Source organism: Streptomyces sp. NPDC002018 (assembly GCF_042890865.1).
In the GTDB taxonomy this organism is placed as follows: Bacteria; Actinomycetota; Actinomycetes; order Streptomycetales; family Streptomycetaceae; genus Streptomyces.
The window spans coordinates 40808-61406 of sequence record NZ_JBIASO010000021.1 but is presented as its reverse complement, the minus strand read 5'-3'; the positions used below and the strand labels follow the sequence as shown (position 1 = coordinate 61406).

At 71.6% G+C, this 20599-nt stretch carries 18 protein-coding genes and 7 tRNA genes; 12 read left to right on the top strand and 13 right to left on the bottom strand.

Features of this window, described 5'->3' with window-relative positions; genetic code table 11:
* The first annotated feature begins 173 nt into the window (after window positions 1–173).
* On the top strand, window positions 174–2405 hold the full coding sequence (locus ACFYYH_RS28310) for an elongation factor G-like protein EF-G2 (RefSeq protein WP_388556879.1): 2232 nt from the start codon (window positions 174–176) through the stop codon (window positions 2403–2405).
* Between the two features lie 329 nt (window positions 2406–2734).
* Complete coding sequence (locus ACFYYH_RS28305) at window positions 2735–4387, top strand: hypothetical protein (protein WP_388556664.1); 1653 nt, start codon at window positions 2735–2737, stop codon at window positions 4385–4387.
* A gap of 47 nt (window positions 4388–4434) precedes the next feature.
* Here the strand turns inward: ACFYYH_RS28305 and ACFYYH_RS28300 are convergent, their stop codons facing one another.
* From ACFYYH_RS28300 to ACFYYH_RS28285, 4 genes are all read right to left on the bottom strand, one after another.
* Window positions 4435–5013, bottom strand: a complete 579-nt coding sequence (locus tag ACFYYH_RS28300) for an HIT family protein (protein ID WP_388556661.1) — start codon at window positions 5011–5013, stop codon at window positions 4435–4437.
* A 112-nt stretch (window positions 5014–5125) separates the two neighbouring features.
* Complete coding sequence (gene thrS, locus ACFYYH_RS28295) at window positions 5126–7102, bottom strand: threonine--tRNA ligase (protein ID WP_388556658.1); 1977 nt, start codon at window positions 7100–7102, stop codon at window positions 5126–5128.
* A gap of 143 nt (window positions 7103–7245) precedes the next feature.
* Window positions 7246–8493 carry a hypothetical protein gene (locus ACFYYH_RS28290; RefSeq protein WP_388556655.1) on the bottom strand — a complete coding sequence of 416 codons (1248 nt, stop codon included), beginning with the start codon at window positions 8491–8493 and terminating at the stop codon, window positions 7246–7248.
* On the bottom strand, window positions 8493–9059 hold the full coding sequence (locus ACFYYH_RS28285) for a DUF4365 domain-containing protein (protein WP_388556652.1): 567 nt from the start codon (window positions 9057–9059) through the stop codon (window positions 8493–8495). The genes ACFYYH_RS28290 and ACFYYH_RS28285 overlap by 1 nt, the downstream gene beginning before the upstream one ends.
* Window positions 9060–9247: 188 nt before the next feature.
* On the opposite strand from ACFYYH_RS28285, the gene ACFYYH_RS28280 reads away from it, so the two are divergent.
* Window positions 9248–9976 carry a 3'-5' exonuclease gene (locus ACFYYH_RS28280; protein ID WP_388556649.1) on the top strand — a complete coding sequence of 243 codons (729 nt, stop codon included), beginning with the start codon at window positions 9248–9250 and terminating at the stop codon, window positions 9974–9976.
* Window positions 9977–10057: 81 nt separating this feature from the next.
* On the opposite strand, the gene ACFYYH_RS28275 is transcribed toward ACFYYH_RS28280, so the two are convergent.
* Window positions 10058–10129 (bottom strand) — tRNA-Val (locus ACFYYH_RS28275).
* A 123-nt stretch (window positions 10130–10252) separates the two neighbouring features.
* Between ACFYYH_RS28275 and ACFYYH_RS28270 the strand changes: the two genes are divergently transcribed.
* Window positions 10253–12805 (top strand): SCO7613 C-terminal domain-containing membrane protein, encoded by a 2553-nt coding sequence (locus ACFYYH_RS28270; RefSeq protein WP_388556646.1) that lies wholly within the window; start codon window positions 10253–10255, stop codon window positions 12803–12805.
* A 166-nt stretch (window positions 12806–12971) separates the two neighbouring features.
* On the opposite strand, the gene ACFYYH_RS28265 is transcribed toward ACFYYH_RS28270, so the two are convergent.
* Together ACFYYH_RS28265 and ACFYYH_RS28260 are read right to left on the bottom strand one after the other, a co-directional pair.
* Window positions 12972–13043 (bottom strand) — tRNA-Val (locus tag ACFYYH_RS28265).
* Between the two features lie 55 nt (window positions 13044–13098).
* The gene (locus ACFYYH_RS28260) at window positions 13099–13569 is read right to left on the bottom strand and encodes a TIGR02611 family protein (protein WP_388556643.1); all 471 of its coding nucleotides are present in this window, start codon (window positions 13567–13569) and stop codon (window positions 13099–13101) included.
* A 190-nt stretch (window positions 13570–13759) separates the two neighbouring features.
* Here ACFYYH_RS28260 and ACFYYH_RS28255 point away from each other — a divergent pair, with 190 nt between their 5' ends.
* Both ACFYYH_RS28255 and ACFYYH_RS28250 read left to right on the top strand, forming a co-directional pair.
* Entirely contained in the window at window positions 13760–14173 is a 414-nt protein-coding gene (locus tag ACFYYH_RS28255) for an SsgA family sporulation/cell division regulator (RefSeq protein ID WP_003959770.1), read from the top strand.
* Window positions 14174–14408: 235 nt separating this feature from the next.
* The gene (locus ACFYYH_RS28250) at window positions 14409–15005 is read left to right on the top strand and encodes a CGNR zinc finger domain-containing protein (protein ID WP_388556639.1); all 597 of its coding nucleotides are present in this window, start codon (window positions 14409–14411) and stop codon (window positions 15003–15005) included.
* A 3-nt stretch (window positions 15006–15008) separates the two neighbouring features.
* Here ACFYYH_RS28250 and ACFYYH_RS28245 read toward each other — a convergent pair whose 3' ends face one another.
* Window positions 15009–15161 carry a hypothetical protein gene (locus ACFYYH_RS28245; protein ID WP_388556636.1) on the bottom strand — a complete coding sequence of 51 codons (153 nt, stop codon included), beginning with the start codon at window positions 15159–15161 and terminating at the stop codon, window positions 15009–15011.
* Window positions 15162–15424: 263 nt separating this feature from the next.
* Entirely contained in the window at window positions 15425–15871 is a 447-nt protein-coding gene (locus ACFYYH_RS28240) for a hypothetical protein (RefSeq protein WP_388556633.1), read from the bottom strand.
* Between the two features lie 184 nt (window positions 15872–16055).
* Between ACFYYH_RS28240 and ACFYYH_RS28235 the strand changes: the two genes are divergently transcribed.
* Window positions 16056–16565 carry a DsbA family protein gene (locus ACFYYH_RS28235; RefSeq protein WP_388556630.1) on the top strand — a complete coding sequence of 170 codons (510 nt, stop codon included), beginning with the start codon at window positions 16056–16058 and terminating at the stop codon, window positions 16563–16565.
* Between the two features lie 92 nt (window positions 16566–16657).
* Here the strand turns inward: ACFYYH_RS28235 and ACFYYH_RS28230 are convergent, their stop codons facing one another.
* The 3 genes from ACFYYH_RS28230 to ACFYYH_RS28220 form a co-directional block, all read right to left on the bottom strand.
* Window positions 16658–17497, bottom strand: a complete 840-nt coding sequence (locus tag ACFYYH_RS28230) for a GNAT family N-acetyltransferase (RefSeq protein WP_388556627.1) — start codon at window positions 17495–17497, stop codon at window positions 16658–16660.
* Window positions 17498–17724: 227 nt separating this feature from the next.
* A complete protein-coding gene (locus ACFYYH_RS28225; RefSeq protein ID WP_388556624.1) occupies window positions 17725–18546 on the bottom strand; it encodes an aminotransferase class IV in 822 nt (273 codons plus the stop codon).
* Window positions 18543–19601, bottom strand: a complete 1059-nt coding sequence (locus ACFYYH_RS28220; RefSeq protein WP_388556621.1) for a chorismate-binding protein — start codon at window positions 19599–19601, stop codon at window positions 18543–18545. The genes ACFYYH_RS28225 and ACFYYH_RS28220 overlap by 4 nt, the downstream gene beginning before the upstream one ends.
* A 157-nt stretch (window positions 19602–19758) precedes the next feature.
* On the opposite strand from ACFYYH_RS28220, the gene ACFYYH_RS28215 reads away from it, so the two are divergent.
* The 5 genes from ACFYYH_RS28215 (at window position 19759) to ACFYYH_RS28195 (ending at window position 20252) form a co-directional block, all read left to right on the top strand.
* Window positions 19759–19831: transfer RNA gene (locus tag ACFYYH_RS28215), tRNA-Gly, on the top strand.
* A 36-nt stretch (window positions 19832–19867) separates the two neighbouring features.
* A tRNA-Cys gene (locus tag ACFYYH_RS28210) sits at window positions 19868–19941 on the top strand.
* Between the two features lies 1 nt (window position 19942).
* Window positions 19943–20014, top strand: a tRNA-Val gene (locus ACFYYH_RS28205).
* 20 nt (window positions 20015–20034) lie between these two features.
* Window positions 20035–20106 (top strand) — tRNA-Val (locus tag ACFYYH_RS28200).
* Between the two features lie 74 nt (window positions 20107–20180).
* A tRNA-Val gene (locus ACFYYH_RS28195) sits at window positions 20181–20252 on the top strand.
* A gap of 60 nt (window positions 20253–20312) precedes the next feature.
* On the opposite strand, the gene ACFYYH_RS28190 is transcribed toward ACFYYH_RS28195, so the two are convergent.
* A complete protein-coding gene (locus ACFYYH_RS28190) occupies window positions 20313–20594 on the bottom strand; it encodes a zf-TFIIB domain-containing protein (RefSeq protein ID WP_388556619.1) in 282 nt (93 codons plus the stop codon).
* Between the last annotated feature and the right edge of the window lie 5 nt (window positions 20595–20599).

Genomic DNA, 20599 nt, shown 5'->3' with positions numbered 1-20599 from the left:
CACCGTACCGCCGGGCACCCGGACCGTGCCGCCGCGTACGACGTATGGACGCACCATGGCCGGAGTGCGAAGCTCGAAGGACCACCGCGGGCATCGCCGGAGCTGCCGCGGCGGCTCCCACGGCCCGCGCCTCTCTCCAACTCCTCACCGCGATCGACCGGGAGGCAGGAATCATGGGCGACAAGGCGCACACACACCCCGGGGCCGCCGGAAGGGCGAGGGCGGCCGACCGTCCCGCGTCCGTACGGAACGTGGTGCTGGTCGGCCACAGCGGATCGGGCAAGACGACCCTCGTCGAGGCCCTGGCGCTCACCGCGGGGGCGGTGAACCGGGCGGGCCGGGTCGAGGACGGCGGCACGGTCTCGGACTACGACGAGATCGAGCACCGCCAGCAGCGTTCGGTACAGCTCTCCCTCGTCCCCCTCGAATGGGGCGGGTACAAGATCAATCTGTTGGACACCCCCGGCTACGCCGATTTCGTCGGGGAACTGAGGGCCGGTCTGCGGGCCGCGGACGCGGCCCTTTTCGTTGTCTCGGCCGCCCAGGAGGCGGAGGCCGTGGACGGGGCCACCCGCACCGTGTGGGAGGAGTGCGCGGCCGTCGGTATGCCGCGCGCGATCATCGTCACGCATCTCGACACGGCACGCACCGGTTTCGACGAGATGACCCGGGTCTGCGGGCGGATTTTCGGCGGTGACGACCCCGACGCCGTCCTGCCGCTGTATCTGCCGGTGCACGGCCCGGAGGGCCCGGACGGCCATGCCCCGGCCACCGGACTCGTCGGGCTGCTCACCCGGCAGGTCTTCGACTACTCCTCGGGCGAGCGCCGGGAGACTCCGCCCGGTCCCGGTGAACTGCCGCTGATCGACGAGGCACGCGACCGGCTGATCGAGGGGATCATCGCCGAGAGCGAGGACGAGACGCTCATGGACCGCTATCTGAGCGGCGGCGAGGTGGATCCCAAGACGCTGATCGGGGATCTGGAGAAGGCGGTGACGCGCGGCATCTTCCATCCGGTGCTCGCGGCGGCCCCCGCGCCGCCCGGCGCCCGGCAGGGTCTGGGCACCGTCGAACTGCTCGATCTGATCGCCGCCGGATTCCCGAGCCCCCTGGAGCGGCCGGCCCCCGCGATCACCACCCCGCGGGGCGCCCCGCGCCCCGCCGTCCCGTGCGATCCGCAGGGCCCGCTCGTCGCCGAGATCGTCAAGACCGCCTCCGACCCGTATGTCGGCAGGATCTCCCTGGTCCGGGTCTTCTCGGGCACCCTGAGACCGGACGAGCCGGTGCATGTGTCGGGCCACGGCCCCACCGGCCGTGGAAACGGCGGCCGTGGAAACGGCGGCCGTGCCTCCCGTGAGACGGACGAACGGACCGGCGCGCTCTCCTCCCCCTTCGGCAAGCAGCAGCGGATCCTGGGCCACTGCGTCGCGGGAGACCTCGCCTGTGTCGGGAAACTCTCCGGCGCCGAGACCGGGGACACCCTCTCCGACACGGACGATCCGCTCCTGGTGGCACCCTGGAGCATGCCCGACCCGCTGCTGCCGCTCGCCGTCCAGGCCCACAGCAAGGCGGACGAGGACAAGCTGTCCCAAGGGCTCGCCCGGCTGGTCGCCGAGGACCCGACGATGCGTCTCGAACAGAACCCGGAGACCCGTCAGGTGGTGCTCTGGTGCCTGGGCGAGGCCCATCTGGATGTCGCGCTGGACCGGCTGCGCAGCCGCTACGGGGTCCATGTCGACGCCGTACCGTTCAAGGTCGCGCTCCGGGAGACCTTCGGCGGGAGCGCGACGGGGCGCGGCCGCCATGTGAAACAGTCCGGCGGCCACGGCCAGTTCGCGATCTGCGAGATCGAGGTGGAGCCCCTGGCGCCGGGCTCCGGTGTCGAGTTCGTCGACAAGGTGGTGGGCGGCGCGGTGCCACGGCAGTTCATCCCCTCGGTGGAGAAGGGCATCCGGGCCCAGGCCGCGCGCGGTGTCGCGGCGGGCCGTCCGCTCGTCGACATCCGGGTCACCCTGCTCGACGGGAAGGCCCACTCGGTCGACTCGTCCGACGCCGCCTTCCAGACGGCGGGCGCGCTGGCGCTGCGCGACGCCGCGGGCGAGGTCTCCGTCCATCTGCTGGAACCGGTCGCCGAGGTCCAGGTCCTCGTCCCCGACGAGTACGTGGGAGCGGTGATGAGCGATCTCTCGGGACGGCGCGGCCGGGTCGTCGGCACCGAACAGGCCGGTGCGGGAAGGACCTTGGTCAGGGCAGAGGTGCCGGAGGTGGAGATCGGACGGTACGCGGTGGACCTGCGGTCGGTCACCCACGGCACCGGCCGCTTCAGCCGCGCCTACGCCCGCCACGAGCCGGTGCCGCCGGCGGTCGCGGACCGGCTCCGCGAACAGGAGGGCGTCCTGGCGTAGGAGCTGTCCGGTCGGTCCTCCGCGGCCTCGTGCCCGGTGGGGTGCCGGTGCGTGCCCGGTGGGGTGCCGGTGGTGCGCTCCGCGCCGGGGGCGGCCTCGGAGCCGCCCAACCGGGCCCGTACAGGCGGTTCCTGGCGATCCGTGGCGGGCATGTGGCCGAACCTGTACGGCCGGTGGCCGGTCCGATATACGCCGGTGGCTGAAGAGAGCCAGTCCCATGACGCGGGCACCGCCTCCCGGTTACGCTGGGGTGCCCAGCTCAGCACGTGTGCGGGGCGCGCGAGCCGGGAACAGTTCGCGACAGCGGATCTTGCGGCGAGGGGGATGCGGTGGCGGACGGATTCGACTTCAGCCCAGGGGCACAGATCCCGCTCCAGGGGTCGGCCGGGCAGACCGCGGCGACGAACGCCCTCGCCTCGGCGTCCTACCGGGACACCCCGATGGAAGAGATCCTCAAGGCCGACAACGACGTCCACAAGTCCACGGTGACCAAGGGCAGGTTCACGCTCTTCGAGCCGAATCTGGGCGAGGCGTTCGCACGGGCCCTCCAGCTCCGTACCCTCGGCGGCGGCCGGGGCGCGCTCATCCAGTCCTTCGGCATGGAGCCGCAGACGGTGGTGCTGCACGCCCTCGCCGCGACGCGGATCCGCAAGGACCGCGACCTCAAACTCACCGCCGTGACCGCCGTGTTCGGGGTGCTCTTCCTGCCCGGACTGCTGGTCTGGCTGGGTGTCTTCCAGCTCCGCCGCACGCTCGCGGGCTCCAAGGACCGGCGGGCGGGGCTGATCGGGACCGTCCTGCTGCTGGGCGTGGGTCTGCTGGCCGTGATCCTGCTGCTGCGGCTGCCGTTCGACGGCTTCCTCGGCTGGTATGTGCGCGGCATGATCATCGCCCCTGTCATCGGCTGGGTGCTGGCCCGGCGGATCTGCGAGTCCACCGCCAAGGACCTGCGCGCCCGCTGGTCCGATCTCCTCGCCGGCGGCGGCCTCGGCGCCAAGGTCCCCGAGGCCGTCCCCGGCAACCCCGGTGACGCGACGAGGGAGGCGGTGCGCCAGGGCATCGAGAAGCTCACGGCCGAGCAGCACTCCAACGTCGCCTTCTACGCCGGCCCCAAGGGCATACTCGGCATGGGCACCCGCTGGGGGAGCTGGCAGCTCGCCGAGGCACTGGTGCCCAAGGACCCGGCCAAGGAGATCCACCAGTTCCGCAGCTACGACGTGATACGCGCGATCCACGACCAGCTCAAGCTGCTGGAGCGCGGACCGATCAACTCCGGCGGCTTCCCGCCCCCTTCGGTCAAGCACTGGATCGTCTCGCCCGTCGGTGAGGGCGCCGGCTCGGTGTCCAGGCCCGAGGGCCAGGACGTGGACGCCTACCAGGTCAAGCCCCATGAGATACAGCGGATCTGCAACCACCAGCAGTTCGGCGCCGGCAACCGCCACTATCTCGGCGTGCAGTTCGTCCTCTGGGACGGCCAGCTCGTGATCACCATGATGATCACGGTGACCGTGCTGCACGAGACCCTGCGGATCGAGGTCTCCGGCCATGCCCTGGGCCCGATCCACGGGCTCTTCTCCTCGGGACCGTCCGCCAAGACCGTGAGCCGGCCCAAGACCGTCCGGTTCTGGGAGACCACCTCGCGGACGCTGCCCCTGGTCGAGCCGAAGGAGGCGGTCCGGCTCGCGGTCCGCGCGCCCCTCACCTGGTATCCGCCGGTTCTCGACTTCCTCGGGGGCAAGCTCGCCCTGCCCGAGCCGTTCGGCCTGCGGCACGCCTGGGCCGATCAGCCCTGGCGCCACCGCTTCATGGCCGACGACGCGATGCGCGCCGCCACCCCCGTCCTGCGTGTGGTGCACAAGGCGGCGCTGCGGGTGCTGGACGAGCACGGCGTGGACACCTCGGGCTTCAGCAGCCGGGCCGCTTCCCTCTTCGGCGCGGTGCAGGACCCGTCACCGAAGAAGGTCGACGCGTACGACGCGTAGGGTTCCGCACGGAGACCGGTCCGGCGCGAGCCGGACCGGGCCGCGGGCTACGGCTGTACGGGCTCCGGCGGTATGGGCCAGGCGTCCGCGAGCATCGCACGGGTGTCGGCGAGCAACTGCGGAAGCACCTTCGTATGCCCGACGACCGGCATGAAGTTGGTGTCACCGCCCCAGCGCGGCACCACATGCTGATGGAGATGGGCGGCGATCCCCGCCCCCGCCGCGACGCCCTGGTTCATCCCGATGTTGAAACCGTGCGCGCCCGAGGCGGTACGCAGCGCGGTCATCGCGTGCTTGGTGAACAGACCGAGTTCGGCGGTCTCCCCCTCGTCCAGGTCGGTGTAGTCGGCCACATGACGGTAGGGGACGATCATGGAGTGGCCGCCGTTGTACGGGTAGAGGTTGAGCACCGCGTACACCCGCTCACCGCGCGCCACGATCAGCCCGTCCTCGTCCGACTTGGACGGAATGGAGCAGAAGGGACAGCCGTCCTCGGCGCCCGGCCCGGTGGGCTTGTTCTCGCCCTGGATATAGGCCATCCGATGGGGCGTCCACAGGCGCTGGAACGCGTCCTGGGTCCCCACTCCGATCTGCTGCTCCGGCTCACTCGTCATGCTGTGCAGCATATGACTCCGCCGCCGTGAAGCGTGGTGCAGGGCCCTGCCCCGGTGGCCCCCGGAAGCCCGACGCTCCCGGGGGCCCTCCCCGTGTCCGTGAGGTGACTGCCTGGCGCGGGCGTCAGACCTGGACGCGGCGCTCCACCACATCGACCAGCTTCGCCAGCGCCAGATCGCGCGGGATGCCGTTCTCCTGCGACCCGTCGCGGTGGCGGAAGGACACCGTGCCCGCCTGCATGTCCTCGTCACCGACGATGATCATAAAGGGCACCTTGCTCTTCTGGGCGTTCCTGATCTTCTTCTGCATACGGTCCGAGGACGCGTCCACCTCGACGCGCAGCCCCTTGCGCTTCGCCTCCGCCGCGAACTCCTGGAGGTAGGGCACGTGCGCGTCGCCGATGGGGATGCCGACCGCCTGCACGGGCGCCAGCCACGCCGGGAACGCGCCCGCGTAGTGCTCCAGCAGCACCGCGAAGAACCGCTCGATCGAGCCGAACAGCGCGCGGTGGATCATCACCGGGCGCTGCTTGGAGCCGTCAGGCGCGGTGTATTCGAGGTCGAAGCGCTCCGGCAGATTGAAATCGAGCTGAATGGTCGACATCTGCCAGGTGCGGCCGATGGCGTCCCGTGCCTGCACCGAGATCTTCGGACCGTAGAACGCGGCGCCGCCCGGGTCGGGGGTCAGCGGCAGGCCCTGCTTCTCGGCCACCTTGCGCAGCACTTCGGTGGCCTCTTCCCAGGCCTCGTCCGAGCCGACGAACTTGGTCTCGTCCTTGGTCGACAGCTCCAGATAGAAGTCGGTCAGACCGTAGTCGCGGAGCAGGTTCAGCACGAACGTCAGCGTCGAGTCCAGCTCGTCCGCCATCTGTTCGCGGGTGCAGTAGATGTGCGCGTCGTCCTGGGTGAAACCGCGGGCCCGGGTCAGCCCGTGCACGACGCCCGACTTCTCGTACCGGTACACCGTCCCGAACTCGAACAGACGCAGAGGCAGTTCACGGTAGGACCGGCCCCGTGCGTCGAAGATCAGGTTGTGCATCGGGCAGTTCATGGGCTTGAGGTAGTAGTCCACGCCCTCGTCGAGCTGCATGGGGGGGTACATGCCGTCGGCGTACCAGTCGAGATGTCCGGACTTCTCGAACAGGGCGCCCTTGGTGGCGTGGGGCGTGTAGACGAACTCGTACCCCTCCTCCTCGTGCCGCCGGCGGGAGTAGTCCTCCATGGCACGGCGGACGACGCCGCCCTTGGGGTGGAAGACCGCGAGACCGGAGCCGATCTCCTCGGGGACGGAGAAGAGATCCAGTTCGCTGCCGAGCTTGCGGTGGTCGCGCTTCTCGGCCTCTGCGAGGAACTCCAGATGTGCCTTCAGCTCCTCCTTCGACGGCCAGGCGGTGCCGTAGATGCGCTGGAGCTGCTTGTTCTTCTCGCTGCCCCGCCAGTACGCCGACGCGTTCCGCATCAGCTTGAACGCCGGGATGGCGCGGGTGGTGGGCAGATGCGGGCCGCGGCACAGATCCCGCCAGCACAGCTCGCCCGTCTTGGCGTCCAGGTTGTCGTAGATGGTCAGCTCGCCGCCGCCCACCTCGACATCCGCGCCGTCGTCGGTGGAGGCGGAGCCCTTGATACCGATCAGTTCCAGCTTGTACGGCTCGTCGGCCAGCTCCTCGCGGGCCGCCTCGTCGGTGACGACGCGGCGGGAGAACCGCTGGCCGCGCTTCTGGATCTCCTGCATCTTCTTCTCGATGGCCTTGAGGTCATCGGGGTGGAAGGGGGCGTCCACGTCGAAGTCGTAGTAGAAGCCGTCCTTGACCGGCGGGCCGATACCCAGCTTGGCCTCGGGGAACAGCTCCTGCACGGCCTGCGCCATCACATGCGCGGTGGAGTGGCGCAGGATGTTGAGGCCGTCCTCCGAGGAGATCTCGACGGGCTCGACGACCTCGCCCTCTCCGAGTTCGTACGCGAGGTCCTTCAGCTCGCCGCCGACGCGGGCGGCGATCACGGTGCGCTCTCCGGGGAACAGCTCGGCCGCCGTAGTGCCCGTCGTCACCACGCGCTCTTCCCGCTCGGAATCGCGTTGGATGATCACACGGACGTCTGACACCGGTCTCTCCTGACTCTGGGGCGCGGCAGTGGACACTGCGCGTCTGAATCGTACCGAGCCCGAGGGGGCGCTCGGAAACGGTTACCGGGGCCCGGCCCGCCTCCGGGGCGCACGCCGGTGCGGCCCGTCACGGCCGGCCGCCGTCAGTCACCGCCGCCGCACGCCTCCTCGAAGTAGTCCAGGTTCTCCTGGAGCGACTTCATCAGCCGGTCCCGCTCGGCCTCGTCCACCTGGACGGGCACCACACCGCTGGCGTCGGTGAGCCTGCGGAATCCGCCCCGGCTCTCCAGTCTGCCGACCACCCGGATCGGCAGGCCCACGAGATGCGCGTGTCCGGCGACGCGGTAGGACTCCTCGTCGAGCGCGACCCGTACATGGGGGATCTCCGCCCCGGCGAGGACCCGCAGCCGTACGGATCCGTCGCCGGCGGTGCCGGCCCGGCGCATCCGGATCACCGCGCCGGTGATCCGTACGGGTACGGACGGCTCGTCGCGCAGATACCGTTTGCCCGCCTCGCGGAGCACGGGCAGATCGCCGGGCGAGAACTCCACCGGCTCGGGACGCGCGGCACATCCGTCGGGCACTCCGGCGCCCGGCGCCCAGGCCAGCGCGACCCGCGCGCCTTCCGTGCCCCGTACGAGCGCCACCAGCGCCTCGGTCAGCTCCCGGCTCACGCCGGCCTCCACCGCGGAGTCGAACGCCTCCATGCCCCCGGTGGCCCGCTGGTAGTCGGCTGCCTCGCGGGCCGCGGAGAGCGCGTGGTGGAGCTGTACGGCCACGGCCCGGCCCGTCGTCACCGGCAGGAAGGCGGTCAGCTCGCGGCCGCCCGGCGAGGGTCCGACCAGCACCCGTTCCAGGGAGTCCTGAGCCTGCCTGCGGTGGCGGGCCCCGTAGTAGCCCGCCCGGCCGCGTACGGCGAGCGCCCCGGCGAGCAGCAGTTGTCTGGCCGCCGTACGGAGCTGTTCCTGCACCGTCCACTCCGCCACGCCGGAGGGGCCCGGCGGCACATCGCGCCACCAGCGGATCTCGTCGCTGGGGACGGCGAGCCCGACGAGCACCTCGCGCGCGGACGGCGCCGCGCTGCGGGCGAGCGCCGTGAGGGCCTCGGCGAGCAGGTCCTCGCAGTCGGGGAAGGCGCGGCTCTCGGGGACGAGCAGGCTGGTGCCGCGTCCCGGTCCCGGCGGGGTCCACCGGGCATAGCGCCCGGCGGCGCCGCCACGCCGCCGCCAGCCGTGCCGGGCGAGCAGGGCGCCGAGGACGGCGGGGTCGGTGGTGGTGGGGTCCGGTTCCGAGACGGCTCCCCCGCCCCAGGGTTCCGCGCCGGCCAGGGGCTCCGGAATCCCGGTCGGCGACGGGTGGGAACGTACTGGCTCGTCGGACGGCCCACGCATCACGGTCTCCCTCCCGACCCGACACGGGTCATGATCTCGCAGAGCGCCCGGTCGTCGAAGATCCGCGCGGTGGGCACCCGCACCGTGGTGCGGTACCGGCCGGTCACGGGGTGTCCGGCCAGATTGATCCAGTAGCAGCAGTGTCTGAGGTCGAGCCGGTCATGGCTGGCGCGCAGCCAGTCGTCCTGGGTCCTGGGCACGAGCATCACGACCAGGATCTTGTGCACGGAGACCGGGGTGCGGGCCAGTTTGGCCAGATGGGCGTTGTCGAGGGTGAAGGAGAAGGCGGGCCCCGCCGGACGCGGGGGTATCTGGTAGGTGCTCTTGAGCTGCACCTTGATGGTGACCTCGTCGTCGACGAGATGTCCTGGCGCGCTGTGGCTCACGTGCCAGTCGATGCCGTTGTCGGGAAAGGGCTGGCTGAGTGAGCAGCCCGCCGCGGCGGCGACCGCGTGGAGGTAGCCCACCTGGAGTGTCTCCATGCAGGCGGTGGTGGCGAGTGCTCCGCGGAGCGGTGCCATCCGCTCGGGCAGCAGCCCACCCGGTTCGGGCTTGGCGAGCGCCATGGCTCTGGGTGCCTTCCGGGCCGTACCGGTCAGTTGGAGCGACGGGACGTCAACTCACGTGCCCGACACCTGTGTTGTCACCGTACGGAGCCTCTCGTAAACGGCGCGTACCGAACGACCTGTCCGGGTATCACCGATTCGGGCAGTGGCGTGACGCCATCTGCCGCTCATGCGCGAGGAGTTCGGGGATGACGCGTTGGTATGAGGGACCACTGGCCGCATTCGACACCGAGACGACGGGGGTCGACGTCGAGGAGGACCGGATCGTTTCGGCCGCTCTCGTCGTCCAGGACATGGCGGGTGCCAGGCCCCGGGTGACCCGCTGGCTGATAGATCCGGGCGTGCCCGTGCCCCCGGCCGCGACCGAGGTGCACGGTCTGACCGACGACTTCCTGCACCGCAACGGCCGCTGGCCGGCGCCCGCGATCGAGGAGATGTCCAGGGCGCTGGCCGAGCAGTGCGCGGCGGGGCATCCACTGGTGGTGATGAACGCCCCGTTCGATCTGACCCTGCTGGACCGTGAGTTACGGCGTCACCGGGCCTCGTCCCTGGCCGGCCGTCTGGAGAACGTCCCGCTCTGTGTGCTGGATCCGCGTGTCCTGGACAAGCATCTCGACCGGTACCGCAAGGGCCGCAGGACCCTGGCCGACCTCTGCGCCCATTACGAGGTGGAGCTGGAGGGGGCGCATGACGCGGCCGTCGACGCGACGGCGGCGCTGGAGGTGGTACGGGCGGTCGGCCGCCGGTTCGCGACGCGGATGGAGCGGCTGAGCGCGGCGGAGCTGCATACGCTCCAGGCCGTCTGGCACGCGGCGCAGGCGCGGGGTCTCCAGGCGTGGTTCGCGCGCAACGGTACGGAGGAGTCGGTGGATCCGGCCTGGCCGCTGCGGCCCGAACTGCCCGCCGCTGCCGCCTGACCCGGAGCCGGGTGCCTGTCCTGTTCGGCTGCCCGGAACGCGCGAAGGCCGGTCCGTCGGGGACGGACCGGCCTCTCCCGGTGGGCGATACTGGGTTCGAACCAGTGACCTCTTCGGTGTGAACGAAGCGCTCTCCCACTGAGCTAATCGCCCGGGAACGCACTGAACCATACAGGTCCCGGCGGGTGTCCTTCAAACCGGTTGCCGGGTACTCACCGCCGTATCTGAGTACGGCAGCCCATGGCGTGGCGTGTGGCGCGGACCACACTCGCTGTTATGAAGAACGCTCCGCCGCCCGCCCGGGAGCTGGCGACCATCGACCAGGAGCTGGTCCGACTCGACGCGCGCAGGGGTCAGTTGCTCGCGCGCAGGGCTTATCTGCTGAGTGCGGTGGCCCTCCGGCCGCCGGAGCCCTTCGCGGCGCCGGATCCCTTCGCGCCGCCGACCGCGCCCCTGCGGCCCGCTCGGCCCCCGCATCTCGCCTCGGCCTCATCAGCCGGGCACGCCGCGAGCGGCCCCCACGAGACCTCTCCGCCCCACGCGCAGAACGCGCTGCTCGTCCTCGGCGGGGTGCTGCTGGCGGTCGCCGCGATCGCCTTCACCCTGGTGAGCTGGGGCCGGATGGGGATCGGCGGCCGTGCGGCGGTGCTCACCGGCGTGACCCTCCTGGCGCTGGCGGCGCCGGTGCCCCTGCTGCGCCGGGGGCTCGGCTCGACCGCGGAGGCGGTGGCCGCGCTGGGCCTGGTGCTGACCGTCCTCGACGCGTACGCGCTGTACCGGGTGGGGCTGCCCGGGACGGACGCGCTGGGGTACACGGCCGCCGCCACCGCCGTGCTCGCCGCACTCTGGGCCGGGTATGGAACGGCTCTGGGCGCCCTGCGCGGCCCGCTGCCCGTGGCCGTGCTGACGGCTCAACTCCCGCTGCCGCTTTGGGCACTGGCCGATGGCGCCGCCCCGCTGACCGTGGCATGGGCGCTGCTGGTGACGGCGGCGCTGGACACGGCGCTCGTTCCGCGGACGGGATCCCGTACGGTACGGGGCTTCGCGGGCGCCGCCGCCGGGGCGACGGGGGCCGGGGCACTGCTGACGGCGGGGGCGCTGTCCGTGTCGGCGGGAACGCCCCTGGCAGCGCTCGGGCCGGCTGTCCTGCTGCTCGCGGGCGCGGCCCTGGGGCTGCTCGTGGCCCTGCGCGGGGGAGCCGTCGCTCTTGTGTGCGCGGCGGTGGCGGGCCTGGCGGCGGTCGCGGGGGGCGGCGCGGTGCCGCGTACGGCCGTGCCGGACGGCTGGGCCGTTCCGGTGTACCTGTTCTGTGGCGCCGCGCTGGTGACGGTGGTGCGGACCCGGCTGCCCCGGGCCGTGGTCCGGGGAGCGGCCGCGGCGGCGGGGGCGGTCGGAGCCCTGTCGGTGCTGTGGGCGCTGCCGTCGGTCGCCGTCGCGCTGCTGGGCGGGGTGGTGGCGGTCCCGGAGATCTGGACGGGGATGCCGGCCGTGGCGTGGCCGCGCCCGCCCGCGGCACCGGTGGTGCTGCTGACGACGGCCGTGGTGCTCGCGGCCGTCGCCCACCGTGCCCGGCCGGAGAGCGGGGCCGCCGGAGCAGGCGTTCCCACGGGCGCGCGTACGCCCGCCCTCTGCGGCTCCCTGGCCATCGGCTGGGCGGGGATCCTGGTGCTGCCGCTCACCCTGGACGCCGGCTACCCGCTCGCCGTGGCGGTGCCTCAGATGCTGACGGCGGCGGCGCTCGCGGTGGTCGTAGGGCCCCGGGTCCCCGGGGGTTCACCGGTGGCGCTGACCGCGCTGGGCTGCGCCCTGACGGGCTCGGTCGGCGGCTCCCTGATGTCGCTCGGCACCCGGGCGGCGACGGTGACCGCGCTCGGCGTCATGGCGGCCCTGTTCACCGGGGCCGCCGTGGTCCGGGTGGTGGCCCTGGTCCGCGCGGACTCCCCGCCCTCGGAGGGACCACGTGACGCAGAGGCGCCCGCGCGCGTACGGAGCGGAGCCCGGCCGGTGGCGGCGATCCTCGCGGGTACGGCCGTCGGGTACACGACCGCGCTGGTGGCGACCGCGTGCGCGGCGGCCGGACTGCCCGCCGGGCACACGGCCCTGGCCGTTCTCGTGGTGCCCGCGGGGGTGGCGCTGCTGGGCCATGTCCGGGGCGCGCGGCCGTACACGCGTCCGGTGGCGGCCCCGGTCGAGATCACGGCGGCCGGAGCCGCTCTCCTCGCGGTGCTCCTCGCCTCGGGCCGGGCGTCCGGACTGGCGCTGGTGCTCGCGCTGTGCGGGGTGATCGCGGCGGGCACGGCGGTCCGCCCGGAGCGCCGCACGGTGGCCGGGTACACCGCCACCGCGCTGTTCGTCCTGGCCGCCTGGGTCCGGCTGGCCGCCTCGGACGTGTCGGTGCCCGAGGCGTACACCCTGCCCGTGACGGTCCCCGCGCTCCTGGTCGGGCTGCTGCGGCGCCGTCGCGATCCACGGGCCTCCTCATGGACGGCGTACGGCCCGGGACTCATGGCGACGCTGCTGCCGAGCCTGCTCGCGGCGTGGGGCGACACACACTGGTCGCGGCCGCTGCTGCTGGGCCTCGGCGCCCTGGCCCTCACCCTCGTGGGCGCCAGGACGGGGCTCCAGGCGCCGCTGGTCCTGGGCGGCGCGGTCCTGGGTCTGGTGGCGGTGCACGAGCTGGCGCCGTATGTCGTGCAGGTCGTGGGAGCGCTGCCGCGCTGGCTGCCGCCGGCCCTGGCGGGACTGCTGCTGCTCGCGGTGGGCGCCACCTACGAACAGCGCCTCAAGGACGCCCGCAGGGTGCGCCGGAGCCTGGGCCGCATGCGCTGAGCGGGCGGACGGAGGCGGGGCGCACGGAGGCGGGGCGCGTACCGGGAACGGGGACGCACCGGCGACGGCACGCGTACCGGGAACGGGGACGCACCGGCGACGGCACGCGTACCGGGAACGGGCGAGGCCCCGAAGACCTGTCGGTCTTCGGGGCCTCGGTTCCGGGTGGGCGATACTGGGTTCGAACCAGTGACCTCTTCGGTGTGAACGAAGCGCTCTCCCACTGAGCTAATCGCCCCGGGTGCACCGCACACATTACCCGATGTCAGCGGCGTCCCACGACGCGTGCCGGGTCAGGCCGCGATCTTCCAGGGCATGACGATCCCGAACTTCCAGACGTAGATCCCGAGCAGCGCGGCGATGATCACCAGACCGATAGTGGTCAGGATCATGTTCCGCCGCCGGACCCTGGGATCGAGCGCCTTCTGGGCCGCTTCCGTGACCTTGCGCCGGGTCCAGCGCAGCACCAGCTGGGCCCAGACGAACTCGGTCGCCCAGATCGCCATCCCGCCGAAGATCACCAGCCAGCCGGGGCCGGGCAGGACGAGCATCGCGGCGCCCGCCCCGACCACGGCGAGACCGACCACGAAGACGCCGACCTGCCAGCTCAGATGGAGTGTCCGCGACGCCTGGATGAATCCCGGCGCGCGCGAGCCGAGCTCACGCTCCGGGGCGGTCCCCGGGCCTTCCGTCACATCCCCCGTGGCGGGTCCGGCGGTCGTCGGTACGACGACACTCCCCCGCTCGTCACTCTCCGCATGCATAAGGCCCAACCTACCCGAACCCCTCACATCACTGGAATGGCCGTATGACCTGAAGTCATACACCGCCGTACGAGGTACCTGAAGGCGCACAAAAGAGACAGAGGGGTTTACAACGGCACCATAGGTGGCATGTCGAATTCGCCGACGTGCGAATCCCCGAGCGCACACTGAGCGAAAGGCCCTGGCGCTTATGAACACCACGGTCAGCTGCGAGCTGCACCTGCGCCTCGTTGTATCGAGCGAGTCCTCACTGCCTGTACCTGCGGGCCTGCGGTATGACACGGCCGATCCCTATGCCGTGCACGCCACCTTCCACACCGGAGCCGAGGAGACGGTCGAGTGGGTTTTCGCCCGCGACCTTCTCGCCGAGGGGCTGCACAGGCCCACCGGCACGGGCGACGTCCGGGTCTGGCCGTCCCGCAGTCACGGTCAGGGCGTCGTCTGCATTGCTCTGAGCTCCCCGGAGGGAGAAGCGTTGCTCGAGGCCCCGGCGCGGGCCTTGGAGTCGTTCCTCAAAAGGACCGACGCCGCGGTGCCACCGGGCACCGAGCATCGTCACTTCGACCTCGATACGGAGCTCTCACACATCCTGGCCGAGAGCTGAGCCAGGCAGAGGGCTGCTCGGCGCCGTCCTACTCGGGGAGACGGCGCCGCGCGGACAATCGCATACAGGAGGACACCGGCGCCGACGCCGCGGAACCCACCGCGACGCCGGCGCCGATGCGTTCCCGCGTCGGTGTGCCGGCCGACGGCCCGTTCCCCGCCCGGCCGCTCGGGGCAGCCGCTAAAGTCAGCGGGATTCGGCGGGCACCGGCTCGCGGCAGGCCAGGGAGCGCAGCGTGCTGATTCCCCACGACACCCGGATCGCCCTCGACACGGTGGTCGATCTGGTGAACACCGCCCCCGACGACGGCACAGGCGGCACGGGTGGCACGGGCGGTACGCGGAACGGCACCTCCGACGGTCTCGGGGACATCGAGGCGCTGTACGGCTTCGTACGGAGCCACAACCTCAGCGGCGTGAGCGAGCTGGGCCGGCGCGATCTGCGGGCCGTACTGGACGTACGGGCGCGTTTCGCGGAGGTCTTCGCGGCGGCCGACGCCCGCGCCGCGGCCGATCTGATCAACCGGCTGGTCGCGGGCGCGGGGACGACTCCGCAGCTCACCGACCACGACGGCTACGACTGGCATGTGCACTACTTCGCGCCGGGGGCCTCGGTCGCCGATCATCTCGCCGCCGACTGCGGTATGGCGCTGGCGTTCATGGTCGTGGCCGGCGAACAGGAGCGGCTGCGCCGCTGCGAGGCCCCGGACTGCGGGCACGCGTTCGTCGACCTGTCGCGCAACCGCTCACGCCGTTACTGCGACAGCCGCACCTGCGGCAACCGGCTGCATGTGGCCGCGTACCGGGCTCGCCGCAAGGAAGCGGCCGGCTGAAACTCACAGCAGGAAAAGATCGTGCACCGCTGCCATCAGCAGCAGCGAGCCGATCACCGTCAGGAAGATCATCAACGGCGGCTGGGACAGCGCGAAAAGGCAACCGCGCTGCTCATCGGTGGGTACCGGGGCTTCATCCCGGGAGGTATCGAGCATCTCGGGGCGATCATGACGTACCCCGGAGCACGCCCATGACCAAGAGGCCTTTTCGGCCCGGGAGTTCATCCTATTCCGTGGACAAATCACTGGAACCGCCACCGGAACGCCGCTCACCTGCGATCCTCTCGCGCGATCACCCGGTGGACGGGGGGCGCGAAGATCGTCGGGGGGAGCGCGGAGGAGGCGCGCAGAGCCCCGGAGGCGGGTCGGACGCCACGCTTGTCTCAGACACCATGCTTGCCTCAGACGTCGCGCTTGTCTCAGATGCCGTGCTTCTTGAGGATGGCCTCAATGTCGCTGAAGTCGTCACCGGGCTGCGCCGCGCGCTCGTCGGCCTTGGGCCGGGCGACGGTCCCGCCGCCGGGGCCGAGCGAGGGTGCGGACGCGGCGGGCTCCACCGCCCCCTGCCGGGCCGCCTTCGCGGCCTCCCTGCGCTGCTTACGGGTCCGGCCGCCGCGCCGCTCCACCGCGCGCGTCGTCAGGAAGAGCAGCCACGCCACGGCGAGCAGAGCGAAACCCACCCACGCCGTCAGGCTGAAGGCCGTACCGGCGGCCCACTTCACGAGGCCCGTCATCACCAGGGCGACCGGCACCAGCGCGTAGGCCAGGATCCGCGTCGCGGCGAGGAATCGCTTGCGGTAGGCCGTGATCGCGGCGATGCCCACACCCGCTGCTGACACCGCGGAGCAAATGGTCTCGGCAATCATCAGGTCCTCCAGGCAGAGCGGGTCGTCGGCCGAACACCTTCCCGTCCTCCATCCTGCACCTGACCACCCGCTCGGGGCCACGGTGCGGAACGCCGGCCGGCGGATCTCGGGGAGATCTGGGGGACGGTGTCCTCCCCAGGTCCCGGTTTTGGGCGGGGGCGCCACGTGCTGGGAGACTGCCGCCATGAGCGACTTCACCACCGCGGGACCCGTCGTCCTCGACGTCTGGTTCGATCTCCAGTGCCCGGACTGCCACACCGCCGTGGAGGATCTGCGCGCGCTGCGCGCCCGGTACGGCGACCGGCTGGAGACGCGGCTGCGGCACTTCCCGCTGGAGCGGCACCGGCACGCCTACGCCGCCGCGCAGGCCGCCGAGGAAGCGGCGGAGCAGGGCAGGGGGTGGGAGTACGCGGAGGCCCTCCTCGCCAGGACGGCGGAGCTGACCGCCGGGGGCGAGCCCGTCCTGCTGAAGATCGCGCGTGAGCTGGGCCTGGACGCCGAGGAGTTCGACACCGCCCTGATCGACGGCCGCCATCTCCTGGCCGTCGACGCCGATCAGGCCGAGGGCAAGGCGATCGGGGTGACCGGCACCCCGACGTACGGGATCGGCGGGGAGCTCCTCGACGGCGGCGGGAGCCAGGAGGGGCTGCGCGCCCGGATCGAGGAGATCGCCGACCGGCTACTGGCCGTCTGAGGTCGTGCGCGGAGTCGCGGAGCAGCGATGCCGGTACGCGGGCGTACGCGAGGCCGGTACGCGGGCGTACGCGAGGCCGGTGTGCGGGGCGCTCAGAGGAGCTGCTTGAAGAAGTTGAGGTGGGTCGTCCGGTAGCCGAGTGATGTGTACAGCCCGATCGCCGGGGTGTTGCCCGTGAAGACATGGAGTCCGAGCAGCGTCGAACCGGCTTCCAGGGCGATCCGTTCGGCGAGCAGCATCAGCGCCCGGCCGTACCCCTTGCCGCGCTGGTCCTCGGTCACGGCCACGTCGTACACATACGATCCGGGCCTGCCGGGGCGCACCTCGCGGGGCGCGACCCAGACATGGCCGACCCTCCGTCCCTCGTGGACCAGGACATACAGCTCGGCGCCGGGGGTGGCCGGTCCTTCGGGCAGCAGGTCGCGGTGGCTGGCCGCCGCCTTCGCGTAGGCCTGGTCCGGCGGCGTGCCCCGGTCGATCCAGCTCCGTGCGTAGTTCTCGACGGCCCGCGCCTCCCAGGCGCCGTACTCCGCCTCCGTCATGGGACGGCCGGCCACGTCCTGGGGCAGGGCGGGCGGTCCGGGCGGGAGTTCCTTGTCCATGTTGCGGCTGCGTTCGACATAGCCCAGGGACTCCACCATGCGCAGCGCGGGCAGGGCGTCGGGCGGTACGGAGGCCAGCACCTGGGCGCAGCCCCAGCCGCGCAGGACCTCCTCGGCGGCGAGCGCGGCGACGGTGGCACGGCCGCGCCGCCGGTCGGGTTCGTCGATCCGGAGCGCCCGGATGCTCCCGGCGGTGTGGCCGAAGCCGGGCTCCGTGGCGATCTCTGTCGTCCCGACGGGACGGCTGTTCACGCATACCTCGTAGGAACGTGACTTTCCGCCGTCGTCGGTCTGCCGGAGCGGCCCGGTCGGCCGCAGGGTGGTGGTCATCAGGGGAGTTGTACCCGCCACACGCGGTCGAGTCATCCGGTTTTCGGACCGGAGTCCCCGCCCTGCGGACCGGAGCCGCCGCCCTGCGGACCGGAGCCGCCGTTTTTCCCCGCCACGGACCGGGCGGGCCGGGGAACGGCGGCGCCCGACGGCCATCCGCCGTCAGCCGTCAGCCATCAGCCATCAGCCATCAGCCGTCCAGGATCAGGGACGGCGGCGCCCAGGCCTCAGGGGTCCAGGTCCGCCCCCGCGCGCTCCTCGAAGAGGCGCATCGCCTTGCTGGTCACCGGTCCCGGGGCGCCGGGGAGTTGACGGTCGTCGACCCGGTGCACGGCCTGCACATCGCGCAGGCTGGAGGTCAGGAAGATCTCGTCCGCGCGCTCCAGGACGTCCATCGGCAGATCGGTCTCGCGGGCGCCCGCCCACTCGGCGGCCAGGGCGCGGGTGATACCGGCGAGACAGCCGGAGGCGAGGGGCGGGGTGTGCAGCTCTCCGTCGAGGACGACGAAGACATTGGAGCCCGTGCCCTCGCAGAGCGCTCCGACGGTGTTGGCGAAGAGCGCCTCGGAGGCGCCCCGCTCGTGCGCGCGGGCGAGGGCGACGACGTTCTCGGCGTACGAGGTGGTCTTGAGCCCGGTCAGCGCGCCGCGTTCGTTCCGTGTCCAGGGGACGGTGACGACGGCGGTGGTGTCGGAGCGGCGCTTCGTCGCGCTCGCCGCGACGATCAGGCTCGGGCCCTCGTCGCCCCGGTCGGAGCCGAGCGGGGCGAGTCCGCCGGTGTAGGTGATCCTCAGCCGCCCCAGCTCCATCGGGTTGGCGTCGAGGACGGCCGTACAGGCGTGCCGTATCTCGTCCGGATCGGGTTCGGGCAGCCCGAGGCCCCGGGCCGAGCGGGCCAGCCGGTCCAGATGGCGGGTGAGGGCGAAAGGCTTGCCGTGGACGGCCTTGACCGTCTCGAAGATTCCGTCGCCCACGGTCAGTCCGTGATCGAACACGGACACCCGCGCGGCTTCGGCCGGCCGCAGTCCGCCGTTGACCCAGATCCTCATGACGCGGTCCTTCCGGTTGCCTCGTACACGCCCGACGCTATCGCGAGCAGCCGGGACGCCTTCAGTTCGGTCTCCTCCCACTCCCCCTCGGGGTCGGAGCCCCAGGTGATCCCGGCGCCCGCGCCGAAGCGCAGGACGGGTCCCGCACCCGTGGCACGGTCGATCCAGAAGGTACGGATCCCGACGGCCAGGGCCGCGGTGCCACGGTCCGCGTCGACCCAGCCGACGCCCCCGCAGTAGGGACCGCGCGGCGCCGTCTCCAGCTCCTCGATGATCCTCAGGGCGCTGGACTTGGGGGCGCCGGTGACCGAGCCGGGCGGGAAGGTGGCGGGGAGCAGCTCGGGCCAGCCGGCCTTCTCGGCGAGTTCCCCCCGTACGGTCGAGACGAGATGGACCAGGCCGGGGTGGGGCTCCACCGCGCACAGGGCGGGGACGGTCACGGAGCCGGTGGCGCAGACACGGCCGAGATCGTTGCGGACGAGGTCCACGATCATCACGTTCTCTGCGTAGTCCTTCTCCAGCAGGTCGGAGGCGGTGCGTCCGGTGCCCTTGATCGGCCCGGACTCGACGGTGTGGCCGGCCCGCCCCAGAAACAGTTCGGGCGAGGCGGTGGCGATCTCCACACCGTGGGACGGCAGCCGGATCGTGCCGGCGTAGGGCGCGGGATTGTCGCGCGCGAGCAGCGATGTCAGCGCGTCGACGTCGGCGGCCGCCGGATCGGGCAGCGGCGCGGAGAGAACGCGGCAGAGGTTGACCTGGTAGACATCGCCGGACGCGATGTGCTCGCGGATGCGCCGCACCCCCTGGGTGTACGCGGCGTGATCGAGGGACGACGTCCAGTCGCCGGGACCGGGTCCGCGCCACCGGCCCGGTACGGGAACGGGTACGGGTTCGGTCCGTACCTCCCCGAAGCGGGCGCAGGTGAGCCGGCCTTCGAAGTCCGCGGCGACAGCCCAGAAACCGGCGGAGTCGAGCGCCTCCGGATCATGGGTGACATCCAGCAGACCGGTGGCGACGAGGTCGCCGAAGCGTGCCAAAGGAGCGAGGTCGTGCACGGTTGCGAGTCTAGAACAGGCCCCGTTGGGCCGCTCCGGCCCGAACGCACGGTGAACGCACCGCAGCACGCTGCGGAAACGCGTTTTTGTGCTGGCCCCGGAATCCGCTAGAGTTCAACACGTCGCCGGGCCGTGCAGACGGTCCGGGAAACGACAGGCGGACGTGGCTCAGTTGGTAGAGCATCACCTTGCCAAGGTGAGGGTCGCGAGTTCGAATCTCGTCGTCCGCTCGATGTGGGGGATCTTTTCCTGTCCCCACTGCTCCTGGTGGAGTGGCCGAGAGGCGAGGCAACGGCCTGCAAAGCCGTCTACACGGGTTCAAATCCCGTCTCCACCTCCAAGGACGATTAGCTCAGCGGGAGAGCGCTTCCCTGACACGGAAGAGGTCACTGGTTCAATCCCAGTATCGTCCACTGGATCCTTCTGGATTCCCGCGCGATTAGCTCAGCGGGAGAGCGCTTCCCTGACACGGAAGAGGTCACTGGTTCAATCCCAGTATCGCGCACGCAGTACCCGCACCGGATCGCGAGATCCCGGGAACCAAGATCGCGGGAATGTGTGGAAAACGCAGGTTCACCTGCGCGATTAGCTCAGCGGGAGAGCGCTTCCCTGACACGGAAGAGGTCACTGGTTCAATCCCAGTATCGCGCACAGTCCGGAGCCCCCGGCCGTTTCGACGGCCGGGGGCTTCGTCGTACCGTCTCAGGAGTCTCAGGAGGAGAAGAGCATCCGTCCGAAGCTCTTCTGCCGGTGGTGGCCGCCGTGGTGGCCGCCGTGGTGCGGGGCGCCCCAGGCGGGCGCGGGGGCGGCCGGGTAGGCCTGCGGGGCCGGCGGCACGGGCGGGGCCTGCTGTCCCCACTGGGACTCCAGACGGGTCAGTGCCTCCAGCTCGCCGTAGTCGAGGAAGATCCCCCGGCAGCCGCTGCACTGTTCTATCTGGACACCGTTGCGGTTGTACGTGTGCATCGCTGCGTGACACTTGGGACACTGCATCGTCG